Annotated in this window: 10 protein-coding genes; 3 read left to right on the top strand and 7 right to left on the bottom strand. The window is 52.7% G+C overall.

The features are described from left to right. Positions 1–56: 56 nt before the first annotated feature. The 4 genes from JNJ77_02580 to rpiB all read right to left on the bottom strand — a co-directional run bounded on the left by JNJ77_02580 (position 57) and on the right by rpiB (position 3613). Positions 57–599, bottom strand: coding sequence for a PaaI family thioesterase (locus tag JNJ77_02580; GenBank protein MBL8821445.1), 543 nt, complete (start codon positions 597–599; stop codon positions 57–59). A gap of 166 nt (positions 600–765) precedes the next feature. Next, positions 766–1611, bottom strand: coding sequence for a 3'-5' exonuclease (locus JNJ77_02575; protein ID MBL8821444.1), 846 nt, complete (start codon positions 1609–1611; stop codon positions 766–768). A gap of 22 nt (positions 1612–1633) precedes the next feature. Beyond that, a complete protein-coding gene (locus tag JNJ77_02570; GenBank protein MBL8821443.1) occupies positions 1634–3112 on the bottom strand; it encodes a S1 RNA-binding domain-containing protein in 1479 nt (492 codons plus the stop codon). Between the two features lie 45 nt (positions 3113–3157). Further along, positions 3158–3613: a ribose 5-phosphate isomerase B gene (gene rpiB, locus JNJ77_02565; protein MBL8821442.1), complete on the bottom strand. Its 456-nt coding sequence runs from the start codon at positions 3611–3613 to the stop codon at positions 3158–3160. 121 nt (positions 3614–3734) lie between these two features. Here rpiB and JNJ77_02560 point away from each other — a divergent pair, with 121 nt between their 5' ends. Continuing rightward, positions 3735–4394, top strand: a complete 660-nt coding sequence (locus tag JNJ77_02560; protein MBL8821441.1) for an allophanate hydrolase subunit 1 — start codon at positions 3735–3737, stop codon at positions 4392–4394. Here JNJ77_02560 and JNJ77_02555 read toward each other — a convergent pair. Both JNJ77_02555 and JNJ77_02550 read right to left on the bottom strand, forming a co-directional pair. Next, positions 4391–5626, bottom strand: a complete 1236-nt coding sequence (locus JNJ77_02555) for a GGDEF domain-containing protein (protein ID MBL8821440.1) — start codon at positions 5624–5626, stop codon at positions 4391–4393. The two genes, JNJ77_02560 and JNJ77_02555, sit on opposite strands and share 4 nt — an antisense overlap. A gap of 82 nt (positions 5627–5708) precedes the next feature. Continuing rightward, entirely contained in the window at positions 5709–6470 is a 762-nt protein-coding gene (locus tag JNJ77_02550; protein ID MBL8821439.1) for a rhomboid family intramembrane serine protease, read from the bottom strand. 124 nt (positions 6471–6594) lie between these two features. On the opposite strand from JNJ77_02550, the gene JNJ77_02545 reads away from it, so the two are divergent. After that, positions 6595–7878 (top strand): glycosyltransferase, encoded by a 1284-nt coding sequence (locus JNJ77_02545; GenBank protein MBL8821438.1) that lies wholly within the window; start codon positions 6595–6597, stop codon positions 7876–7878. 181 nt (positions 7879–8059) lie between these two features. Beyond that, the gene (locus JNJ77_02540; GenBank protein MBL8821437.1) at positions 8060–8746 is read left to right on the top strand and encodes a transposase; all 687 of its coding nucleotides are present in this window, start codon (positions 8060–8062) and stop codon (positions 8744–8746) included. 237 nt (positions 8747–8983) lie between these two features. Here JNJ77_02540 and JNJ77_02535 read toward each other — a convergent pair whose 3' ends face one another. Next, positions 8984–13267 (bottom strand): ThuA domain-containing protein, encoded by a 4284-nt coding sequence (locus JNJ77_02535; protein MBL8821436.1) that lies wholly within the window; start codon positions 13265–13267, stop codon positions 8984–8986. Between the last annotated feature and the right edge of the window lie 65 nt (positions 13268–13332).

The raw sequence follows: 13332 nt of genomic DNA, 5'->3' as shown, positions 1-13332 counted from the left end.
ACGGGTAATCTGCACAATTCAAAGCAATGAGAACTGCTTGAGAAACGATTTCATTTTCAGGATGGAATTTCGAAGATAAAACAAGTCGTAGTCGCATGTGCATACAGCACACCATCCGGCCCATAGAGTTTTCCCTCTGCGGTTGCCAGTTGTCTGCCACAGTGTAAAACGTTGCCTTCTGCCCGAACTCGCTGCACTTTGGGTGTCAGCGCCCGGACGATATTCATGCTCAGTTCGGTAGTAGTGTATGCTCTGCCCGCCGGAATCATCGTCTGAATCGCACAGGCTACTGCTGAATCGAGCAGAGTGGCAAACCAGCCGCCATGCACCGTGCCCATCGGGTTCAAATGTGCCACGCCAGGCGTGCCCTGAAACACGGCATGACCGTCGCTCACTTCCATCAGCATAAAGTCAAGCGTCTGGGCAATCGGCGGATAGTGCAGCTTGCCGGAAAGAATTGCCTGCATGATCTGCATGCCATTCATACCGATCACCTGATCGCGATGATTGACACCCGGCCCAACTCCATTCTGTAACCGTTCGCGCTGCTCCTTCTCCTGAGCAAGCCAGTGTGCCAGTTGATCAGATGGAGTAGACATGCATCACTCGATGGAAATGTACTGAGGAACCTGTCAAAGAATTTGTTTGTTGTGGCAGGGTTATGCATGTAGTCATGCATGACCCTGCAAGAATACGGTGTTTTTGCACATCTAGCAGGGTCATTCGGAGCACCGAATAACCCTGCCACGGTTATTTATCAAACTCTCAGGCATGCGTCGCTAGTATTGCATGATTATCAGGCACTGGCCAGCGTTCGAGATACCGTTTCAAATGCTGCTGCTTTTCTGATTCAGTGTGCAACCAGGCATGTGCCTCGGTGCGAAGTTGCTGCTCTTCACTCAGAGTCAGACTGCCTGTCAGGACCATTGACCGGAGAAATACAAAATAGGTATCCAGCACATCAAAGGAACAGTATTCATTCACTGCGGCATGGTTGCCGGTGAGTATCATCGAGTAAACACTCGAACCATTCATTTCAAACTTGCCGGGAATGCCAATGAGCTTAGACAGCAGGTTCAGCCCACCTGTCATGCGGTAAGCATTGTAATTGGAGAAAAACTCCATCAGATCGAGATGCAGTTCGCTATAGCGGTTTCGTGGACCTTTATCCTTGAAGCCTCTGTTTGAATTATCCCCTTTGAAGTGCCAGGGAATTTGCAGGCCATAGCGAAACGCTGCGAGTTCCAGAACGGGGATATCAAACTGCCTGCCGTTGAAACTGACCAGTTTTGCATTGTAATGGGTGGCCCCTTTCCAGAATTGTGCCACCATCACTTCCGGACGATAGAGAGGCTCATCCAGGCAACCGAGCGATTGCAGTCGATAATCAACTCCCACTTTCAGAACGCAAATGGCCACCGGAACATGGAAGGTTAATGGCAGAAAATCAGAACCGGACGATGAACTGGCTCGAGCCTCATCCTGGGCTCGAACGATGGCCTCGTGTGCCGTCAACTTCAGATCGGGGTACTTTGTTTCAGCAATTAGTTGTCCATCGGGAATGGTCTCGATGTCGAAGATCAGATACCCTGCCTTGACCGATTCCTGCATCGTGATGCATCCCGGAAAAATGTTACTTCAGCCCGCCCTTGAGATCAGTCCGGCGATGAATGGGCTTGCGTGGTGCTGCATCTGCTTCGGCTTCCGACTGGGCTGCACTCTCTTCTGCTGTTGCCTGGGCGGCATCCTCACGCTCTTTCTGCACAGCTTTTAGAGAGAGGCTGAGTCTCCTGGTTGCCGGATCATACTTGATAACCTTCACTTCCACGTGCTGATCCTGCTTGACTGCATCCGTCACGCGATAAACACGCTTGCTGGCGAGTTCGGAAATATGCAGCAGTCCTTCAATGCCCGGCGCCAATTCTACGAAAGCACCGAAGTCCATGATCTTGACCACTTTGCCGTTCACAATGCTACCTACCGGGAAGTTGTTCTCCATTTCATCCCATGGACTGCTCATGCATTCCCGCAGGCTCACCGTCACCTTGCGGCGTTCCTTGTCGAGCCGAATGACTTTCACTTCCAGTCGCTGACCGGGCGTGACAAACTTCGCAGGATCATCCACCCGCTGCCAGCTCATTTCCGGCGTGGGCAACAGGGCATCGCAGCCACCCAGATCGACAAATGCACCGAACTCCTTGATGTTGCCAACAATCGCGGTTCGTTTCTGGCCCTCGGCCAGTTCTTCCCACAGCTTTTGCTGTGCCTCGGCACGTTCCTGCTCCAGCAAGGCCCTCCGGCTCACCACCAGGTTCTTTTCGGCAGGGTCTACCTCGGTGACCATGCAACGCAAACGCTGATTGACATAAGGCGTGGTGTCATCCACACGGAACATTTCCAACTGGCTGATCGGGAGAAAGCCTCGAATCTGATTCACTTCAACGCTTAGGCCACCTTTATTGGTTCCCGTCACGCGAGCTTCCACAATCATACCTCGTGCCACGCTGGACCAATCGACTACGCGCTCCGCGGCACCAGGCAATGCCAGCAGCATACAACCGTTGGCACCATCAAAGCCTTTGATCACTACTTCAATTTCATCGCCCACTTTGGGTTCGGTGGCGAAACTTTCAAAAGGCACCACACCCTGGCTGCGACCACCGATGTCGACAAAAACATCGTCGCCATGAATGCTGAGCACTTTGCCTTTCTTGTTGCCACCAGGCCCGGAAGTGCGTGTGGAAACAGAATCCGCAGCATACAGGCCATCGGCTGACATCTCGCCCAGAGCCTGAGCCAGTTCAGCTTCCACTTCATCGTCGAGTATCTGCTGCCGACGGTTGAGATCGGCAAACTTGCGAATGGTATTATCAACCACCCTGATAGGCTTGGCACTCACCGAAGGCTTGGCAGCCACAACCGGCTTCGGCGTTTCCGCAATGGCTGGTGGTGGCGCAACCGGTTCAGCCACCTTTACTGGAGTTGCTACCGGCGGCGGTGCAGGTGTTGGCGGTTTTTCCTTCGCAATCACTTTGCCGGGAATGGATGTGCCAAACAGTTGTACCGGTTCTTTTTTCAATGGGGTAACAACATTCTTCTGAGAGTTGCTCATCACTCATCCTTGCCACTGCAGTAGCATCGTGTGTTCGAAAGTTGCTCAACGGGAGATATGGCTGTTTTCGTATTGAACGATCTTGTCAACCCGGCGTGAATGTCGGGAGTTGCCTTCAAAATCGGTCGTCAACCAGGTCTTTACCAGACGTTCCACCAGGTCTTCACCGAGTAAATCGCCTGAAAGACACAAAACATTGGCATCGTTGTGCCGACGGCATAACTCAGCGGTGATGATATCGTGACAGTTGGCAGCACGGACACCCACCACTTTGTTGGCGGTCATGCACATGCCGATGCCTGTGCCGCAGATCAAAATACCTCGATCTGCCTGCCCCATTCCAACCGATTCACCAACGGCAATAGCCAAATCAGGGTAATCACAAGCTTCTGGGCCATGACAACCGAGGTGTTCAACCGTATGCCCCAATTTTTCCAGCATGGCGATCAACCGCTTTTTGAGTTCAAAGCCTCGATGATCACCTGCGATTGCAATCCTCATGTAGTAACCCGGTTCCGTAAACCTTGAAACTGTCATAAACCGATAGCGACTGCCATCATATGGATATATTAAAGGTTCACGGGGTCGTTGCCAACTCAATAGCCTGTTATCTTCCACACTTATGGCTAGAGGCAGAAAAACAACTGGAATTGAGCAAATCCAGCACCTGGGCGACCAGGCAGTTCTTGTCACCTGCCACGGTATCGATTCTGCCCAGGCACTGTACCAAACCATACGCCAGCAAAACTGGCCTGCCGTGCAGGATGTCGTACTCGCTTATCACGAATTGGCTGTTCATTTCGATCCGTTCATCTGGTCAATGCAGGACTGCATCAGCCAATTGCAGCAACTCAAGTTCAGCAAAGTGAAGTCTGCAGTCACCCAGCATACCATTCACTGCTGTTACGAGTTAGGCGAAGACTTGGAAGCCGTCGCCCGAAAGTTGAAGCTAACGACTAGTGAAGTCATCCAACTGCATAGCCAGACAACTTTCACGGTCTATGCCATCGGTTTCTCGCCGGGTTTTCCCTACTTGGGCTGGCTACCTGAACCGCTGCATGGCATCAGCCGCCGTGAAACACCCCGACTGCGTGTGCCACCGGGCAGCGTCGCCATAGTGGGGAAACAATCCGCCATCTATCCACAAGCCACACCAGGCGGTTGGGCGCTAATCGGCAGAACTAATCTCAAACTGGTTGATCTGGCAGAAAACTATTTCAGATTGGCAGTGGGAGACAAGGTGCAGTTCGTTCCTATCTCGCGAAATGAGTTTCAATCTTAACTCGCGGCTGTCTTGGCGCGTTCCCGTTTTCTTTCGCTCTTGCGGGCATACATCCGTTCATCAGCTTCTTCGATGGCTTTCTCCAGACTGTTGGTCGATGAAAACGGCGAGATGCCAATTGACAGAGTAATATCAATCGGATGATCAATCCCTGGAATAGTCGTTTTCGCCAGCAGCATGTTGAGTTTCTCAAAACGCCAGCGGGATTCTTCTATCGTGACATGAGGCAGGATCACCATGAATTCATCGCCACCCCACCGGAACAGCAAATCCTCCGCCCGCACTACACTGCGGATTGCCTTGGCGACCGCTCGAATGGCTGCATCGCCAGCCTGATGGCCATGCTTATCGTTCAGTGGTTTAAGATTATCAATATCCAGCACCGCTACGCTCCCACCCAGAGGTCTGCTGTCATCATCCCGCTTGGAACCCACCATCGAGTAGAAGGCATGGCGATTGAGCACCGCAGTCAACGGATCGCGCTCTGCCATCTGTTTCAGCCTGGCTGAATTCTTGGACACATGCACCAGCGTACGTTCCAACTGGTGAATGAGACCATCCAGAATCATGGTGTGCATCGCCAAAGCTACCAGCAGTAGCACAATCGGCTCTGCCAGAGTTAGAATTCGCAACAATTCCTGTACAGTCGCCGGCACCACATCATCGTATGCCAGGATCAATCCGATGATGAATATCTCCAACACCGCCAAGAGGCCCAACGCTGAGACAAATAGAACGTTCGACTTCCGCAGGTACCATCGGGGCTGATTGCGTAAAACCATCCAACTGCACAGTACCGAAAAACTGATGATCCAGTGTCCGTTCCACAGATAATGTTCATCCCACAAGGTATGCCTGACCACAAAAGGCCAGCGCCAGATGGCCATCAGCAGCGTCAAAACGGTCAGCAGAATCATCAGCGAAATAATGGCCCGGCGAATGCGATACAACCGGACATCCTCTGCCTTGATGGCAAGCAAGGTGCCACGTGCCAGTTGGACGCTGAAAACTACAACAGATGCCGTCTGCAGCATCAGGATGATACGTTCATCTATCTCAGGGAAAACCGGGGCCAGGCAAAGCACTGCAATGCCGCCGGCAAAGACCAGCCAGCCCCACGTCCACATCTTGTACTCATCGGTCTTCAGCCAGCGGCCTACCGTGATCAGCCCAAATGCAGCTAGTAGGGCCACGAGGATCGATTGCAAAGCAGGATACAATGTGGAACTCATAGGCAGCAACTGTTGCGTGGCGGAAAGGCACCAATCAAACCTAGCTTAGAATAACGTCCTTTTGAGAGGAAGCACGAAAAATCTAATGATATCTCCAATAACTTTCTTCCAATTCACGTCCGGTGCTGAATGGCACGATGAGTGCCAGCCCTACGACAAAGCCACCAATATGGGCTCCATACGCCACGCCACCACCGTTTGGATTTGCCAGTCCGTTTAGGATTTGAAACCCGAACCAGACACCGATAAACACCCAGGCAGGCAGTTCCACCGCAAAAAACCAGACAATCACCGCGATCAACTTGTGCGGGAACAACATGACATAACCAGCCAGCACTCCCGAGATCGCCCCCGATGCACCGAGCGTAGGGATGATGCACTCAGGAAATTCCTGGTTGAAAAGTATGTGGATCAGCGACGCGGAAACACCTGCAACCAGGTAAAACGCCAGGAATCGGAAACTCCCCAAGGCATCTTCGAGATGCTTGCCAAATATCCATAAAAACAGCATGTTTCCCAGCAAATGCATGAATGAACCATGCATGAACAGACTGGTAAGCAACGTGATGTAAACTGGTTCCGGCGAAGGCCGCAGCCGAATGATGCCATGTGGAATTTCTGCTACTGGTTCACGTTTGACCGTATCCCACAGGTAATCTCCCTGGGTCACCAGATCATGCCCGCTCAGAAACTCGTAAGGAACCAGCGAATACGAATAGGTAAATGCTTCATTGGTCCCCATACCCTGGAGCAGCACAAAGACAATGACATTCAGCCCAATCAGGCTGTAAGTCAGCCAGGGTGGCTGCCTCAGGTCTGAATCATCCGATCCTATGGGAAGCATGCACTCTTCCTTGCCATCAATGAATTGTTACTTTCGTAACATATCTTCGTATTTTTCTTCTCGTCATTCATACGGTATGGTATGTTCGCTACTCCATCCACATTCTATACAGTCGGCCTGACCCATGGCTGAGTTCCTGCTCCTACCTTTCGGCAGCGCTGGAGACACCTTCCCCTTCATCGGTCTGGGCAGACATCTTAAAGACCGTGGCCACCATGTCCGTCTGCTCTGCAATGGCTATTTCAGGTCAGCCGTCGAAAGTGCTGACCTGATCATGGATGAGTTCTGGAACAAACAGGAATACCTGAACACGATGGAGAACCCGGATCTCTGGCATCCCGTCAAGAGCTTTAATGCCGTGGTCGGCCATCCACTCATGGCCCGCATGGTGGAAGAGCAGCATCAATACATCATTGAACAATTCAACCGCAATCCAAACATCGTGGTAGTTGCAGGCACCCTGGCCTTCGGCGCCCGCATCGCCAGGGAAACGCACGGCCTGAAAATGGCCAGTGTGCATCTTTCCCCGACAGTCATTCTCAGCGTGGATCGTCCTCCCCACCTGCCCACCATGGCGATCCCAGCCTGGTGGCCCCGTTCCTGGGTGCGTGGATTCTACTGGCTTGCTGACAAAATGTTCATCACCCCCACCATGAACAAGGTCGTTGGTGCATACCGCAAGGAACTCGTACTGCCCAAAGTGAAGAACTACTTCCGCGACTGGATTCACAGCCGGGAACTGACACTGGGACTCTTCCCATCCTGGTTCGCGCCACCAGCAGCCGATTGGCCAGCCAGCATCAAATTAATGGACTTCCCCTTTTACGATAATGCCAATCCGGATGGCCTGCCCCTGGAAGTGCTGGAGTTCATTCAATCCGGCCCACCACCCATCGTCGTCACCTTCGGCAGCGCCATGCGGGTGGGTGCCAAACTGTTCCAGGCTGCGGTGGAAGCCTGTCAGCAACTGCCCTGCCGTGCGATCCTGCTGACTCCCTTTGCAGAGCAGATTCCACAACCCTTACCAGAAACGATTCTGCACTGTCCGTTTCTGTCTCTCTCGCAGATACTCCCCTATGCCGCCACGCTGATTCATCATGGTGGGATCGGCACCATGTCGCAGGGCTTGCGCTGGGGCGTGCCACAGGTGATTACTCCGCTAGCCCACGACCAGTTCGACAATGCTGCACGAGGCGAGGCGCTCGGTGTCAGTGTCACCATTCCCGGAGCCAGGCTCACCGGCAAAAACCTGGCGAAGGCGCTCAACAAAATCTACGATGAACGCATCCTGCATAAGAATGCCCACGCCATCAGCCAGCGTTTCGTCGGCATCGATACCTTCCGCATGATAGGCGACGAACTAGAACAATTCGCCCGCCGCCCACCTTCGACGAAATTCAGGACTTGATCCGTGGGTCACGATTGTATCGTGACAGCGCTTGCAACTACTGAAAATCATGACACGATATAATCGTATCCCACACTCCTGTGGGTCACGATTGTATCGTGAGAGCACTTACTACAACCAATAATCATGACACGAGAAAATCGTTTCCCACGAATGATAGAAACTCTCGCGAGACTGCCTCATGAACCAGGAACGCATCCGACGACGCAACCTGCCACACTGGGACGTTCCGAATGCTACCTATTTCCTGACAACCTGTCTGGATGGAAGTATCCCTGCTCAGGGATTGCTCTCACTTCAGCAAGCTCGAATGGAAAGAAAACGTCGTGCAAAACCTGCTCATCTAAGTGCCAGGGACTGGCAACTCCTTCACTGGAAGTGGGATTTCAAGGACATGGAACAGTGGCTGGATTCTACACCTGCCCGTCGCGACCTCGAAAACCCTGCCCTGGCCCAATTGATTGTCAACGCATTGCAGTTCCATGCCGGTGAACGATACGACTTGCTGGCTTATGTAATCATGCCAAGTCATATGCATTGGCTTTTTACTCCTCGTGATGATTGGATTGCTACATTGACTCACGATAACGAACGCACACCCCGTGAGCGCATTCAACACTCCATCAATCGTTACACTGCACGTGAGTGCAACATACTCCTTCAGAGAGAAGGCACATTCTGGCAGAAAGAGTCTTATGACCATTGGGTACGTGATGAAGACGAGTTAGAGAGGATAATTCACTACATCGAAGCCAATCCTGTCAAAGCAGGCTTGGCATCACAGCCTGACCAATGGCCTTTCTCTTCTGCCTGCATTCGAACGCGTCTCAATATTCCATTTGGATGCCCAATATTTAACCAAAAGTAAAAGTGTCCCGTGGGTCACGATTGTATCGTGACAACACTTGCGACAGCGAAATTCCATGACACGATGAAATCGTATCCCACCTTCCGTGGGTCACGATTGTATCGTGACAATGCAAACTACAACCGATAATTATGACACGATATAATCATGTCTCACTCTTTCGTGGGTCACAATTGTATCGTGACAGTGCTTACGACAACCGATAGTCATGACACGATATAATCGTGTCCCACAGACTTATCTCAGCTCCGCCGTAATCGCCATCACCACTGGCGCTGTCGGGTCGTTGCCTTTCACCAATTCCACGCTCGCCAGTGGCTCGCTGCGTTTCGGCGACACCGACAGATAGCGCAACTGTCGTCCCTGAAGATCAAAAGCAAACTTCGATTCAGGCACATCGGTCTTGCCGGCATAGTCGGCAAAGTGAACACCATTCCGAAGCGGATGATCTTCAGTCTGTCCGTCGGCATACTTCAGACGAACTATCATCGAAGTGCTTTGCCGATTGGTGGCAGGGTAGCCCCAACCGCTGATACCACTGAGGAAGTGCAATGTTTTCACCGGGGCAGCACACGGGATGGAAACCGTCCGGGGCATCTTCGGCGCCTTCTGCCCCTGCGGGCCGTAGAGCAGCACGGCGTTGTTGATCTTCCCTTCCTGCGGATCAATCAACAGGAACGGCACACTGTTAAAGGTCTTGGGCTTCCAATCCGGGAAAATCAGCCGTTCAAAGGTACCTTCGTCGCCAAAGAACATTCCCTTGGCCGTGGTGATAGTCGCTACCTTGTCGAGAGGCAGCGGAACGTACTTGCCCTTCTGGGTCAGGAACTCCATCAGGTTCGTGAACTCAGCTTCGTTCATCTGCTTTTCGAAGCCTTCAGGCATCAGCGACTTGTTGGTGACAACCAGTTGATCAATATCATCCCGCTGGATGGCAGTGGTCTTGCCTTCGGTATCGATAATCTCAACGCTGGTCTTGCTCTCCGCAGCCATCATGCCATTGAGCACCTTGCCATCGTTCAGCACTACCGTGTAGCTGCGATAGTTGCCTTCGACCGATCGATGCGGATCGAGAATGTGGATCACGAGTTCTTCTTTGGGATGGACAGCCATGCCGGTGAGATCGGGGCCTATGTGCTTGCCTTCCCCGGCATACTGATGGCATTTGGCACAATGCTGGGTGAAGATGAGCTTGCCCTTGGGGGCATCGCCAATCTTCTTGGTCAGAGGCAGCCAGCTATCAATGACTTTCTGTCGATCAGCACTGGGCAAGCCGCCACCACGGGCGAGAAGTGCCTTGGCCTGGCTGGCAATAGCCTCATCGGGGTGCAACAGCAGCGATTGCCGCTGATCCAGGCTCAGTTCTGTCAGTGGTATGTCATTCTTCTCGATAGCTGCCAGCAGGGCTTTCGTAAATGCTGCACGGCCAAGCAGCAGCCTGATCGCTTCCGTTCGTGTGGTGGGCGTAAACTCTTTCATCCGGCCTAGAAGAATGGTACTCAGCTTTGCCGACAGACTGTTTTCCAGCGACTTGATCATAGTGACAGCTGTCTGACTGGACATGCGTGGCGTGATGCTTGCGACAATCTTCTCCACCACACTGTCATCGCTGGGCATGAGCGCAATCAAATCGCGAGCGATGGTCAGCCGATTCTCGTCAGTTACTTTGGCATCCGCCAATTGTTCAAACAACTCCCCCTTCATCTGCTGTGCATACTTCTCAGTAACTTCAGCATCCCAGATCATGCCGAGTTTGATGACCTGGCTGCGGACTTCATTGGGGGCTTTGGTGATGAGGGTGGTGAGATATTGCTTGCCTTCTTCGTCAAGCTGTAAAGGCTTGTTGGGCCAGTTGGCAGCCCAGGCTTGAATAATCGGGATGGAGACAGATCGGTCAGCCGAATGGAGGAATTTAATGATATCTTTTAGTTTGGAGAATTCGCTAGAACGTGCGTAGTGGGTAGCAACGATTGATATTATTTTTGAAGATGCAGGGGATGGTTGGTCGGAATCGACACAAAGTAACGACAAAAACGAATTGCTTTCCTGAGCAGCCAAGATAGTTATGGCATCTCGAACGACAGGTTGTTGAATCAGTTCAAACCTTTGCATGTATTGGATGGCTTGAAGTCCAGCTATTCCCTTGAAGAAATCAGGGCGTTCGCACTTGTCGATAAAACCAAGAATATTGGCAACAGCATTCATCGCATCATTGCCTTTAATGCTGGGATGTTCTGCAGGCCCTTTAATTAGGATACCCATGACCGCGAATACATGCCTTGCTGCAATGGAGTCAAGATCCTTCTGATGGCTTAATTTAAGAACAGCTTCTCGGTTTTGTAAAGTGTCGTTTTCCACCAACAAGCGCTGAGCCTGCCGTCTCCAAAAGAAATTCTCATTCTTCAACGTCTCCACCAACATCTCCGGCTTCGCTCCCTTCAAATTTACTTTCGCAGGTAGCGGCTTGTCCTTGGGAACTAATCGGTAAACTCGGCCATGCTTCTTGTCGCGGAGTTCCGTTTCATACGCAGCCCCTTTGCCTGTCTTGAAGCCGGCGGGAGTTGGGTTGTGCTGGACGATGTAGTTGTACCAGTCGAGAATCCACACACAGCTATCGGGGCCAACCTCGGCCATAATTGGCGAAGCCCACTCGTCGTCGCTGGCCACCAGGTTCCAGGCATTGCGGCTGCGGAAGCTGGCCCCATCGGGCGTCAGTTCAAAACACGCCACCAGGTGCCCGGTCGGTTCGCACACAAACGCGGTGCGGTTCCAGTATTCTTTCGGGTAAAACCGGGCCGTGTACAAAGCATGCCCTGCTGCTGCGGTAAACCTGCCGTGGTAATCGACCTGTCGAACTTGATCGGTGATCGGGTGCATGGCTGCATCGCCCGAAATTGAAGGCAACACGCTCGCTGACCAGCCCTTGACCTTCTCGTAATAGCGATTGGGGATGGGCATGCAGACGCTGGGGTTGCCGTTAGCGGTAGAGCCAAAGAGGATCCCTTCCTCGCTGAAACCCAGGCCCCAGGTGTTGTTGTTGGTGCTGGCGAGGAATTCGAGTTTGGTGCATTTCACCATAGCTTCCCCATCACCCCTAGCCCCTGTCCCTCCGGAGAGGGGAACCGGATCGAGTTTGAAGCGATAATAGCCCTGGCCGAAGCGGAGTTGTTCCCCGTTCACTTCGCCGCGAAAGCCGCTGTAGCCAACAGAGCCGTAGAACCAGCCATCCAGGCCATACTGCAAATTGCTTGGCCCGGCGTGCGTATCCTGCACGCCCCAGCCGGTGAAGAGAATCTGCTTCGGTCCCGCTTTGTCGTTGTTGTTCTTGAAGAAGAGCGTGTGCGGAGCCTGATGCACGATGACACCCCCGTGTGCGAAAGCAATGCTGGTGGGAATGCTGAGGCCTTCAACAAAGACCGTGCGTTTGTCCGCAACGCCATCGCCATCGGTATCTTCAAAAATAACAAGGCGGTCGCGACCCTGCCCTTCGGGTTTCTTCTCATTGGGGTAATCAATGGTCTCGGCAAGCCAGAGCCGACCTTGCTCGTCCCAATTCATGCAGATCGGCTTGCCCTGAATCAGCGGCTCACTGGCGAAGAGCTTCATCTCGAAGCCAACGGGATGAACGTAATGCTTAAGCGATTCTTCGGGTGACAGCGGCTTCTGCATCTTCGGCAACGGCTCGGTCGTCACGCCCCACGTCTTGCTCGGCGGATAGAAAGGCACCTTGGCCGGGACATATTCAAAGGGAGCAACATCGGTTCGCTTGGCTGTCATCTTCGGAGCATCAGCATAGCTGATGACATTGGAAAGGTCATTGCTGCCACAAGCCCAGCGGATGCCTCGTTCGACAAGGTTGTGAAACCCAGGATGGCCCCAGGTGCGTTCATCATGCCCCCATGCTGTGTAGAAAACACGACCCTTGCCATGCGTCCGCACCCACGTCCAAGGTTCCATCTGGTTCCCCTCTCCCCCCCGGGGAGAGGGGTTAGGGGTGAGGGGTCGATACTCCAGCACCGTGCGGTTGGCCTCGTTATGCTTGCTATGCACATACGTCTCATCCCAACTCTCAAACGAAGTGAAACCTTGGAGGATAGGATGATCAACCTTGGCCTGAACAGTACGGAATGTGCCAGTGCCATGTGACTTGAACTGAGCACCGATCAGTTTGACAATCTCATCGTTGTTGCGGAAGCAGTAGCTGGCACAGTGAAGTGGAATGAAACCCTTACCCTCAGCAACATACGACAGCAAAGCCTCCGCCTGTTCCTTGCTGATCGCATCAATGTTCGCATAGACCACCAGCCCGGCATACTCCTTGAGTGTCGCTGGGTTCAGGTCTTTCATCTGATCTGTGTAGACCAGTTCAATGCCCCGCGCCTTCATCACCGGTGCCAACTGGTGAAACCGCACTCGAGGCTGATGATGCCCGTTATCACCCAGGTAGAGGAGCTTGAGGTTCTGGGCATAGCTGGCGGTGGCGAGCAAAAGTAGTGCAGCAAGCGAGATGAGTTTGGTCATGATCATTCTGGTTGGTGGTGTAAGATGGGATTAGTGTAAACGATAGGCGCGGGGATGCAATGGGG

This window comes from Planctomycetia bacterium (genome assembly GCA_016795155.1).
Classification (GTDB): domain Bacteria; phylum Planctomycetota; class Planctomycetia; order Gemmatales; family HRBIN36; genus JAEUIE01.
Note: the sequence above shows the minus strand (reverse complement) of the source record. Positions and strands in the feature narration are given on the sequence as shown.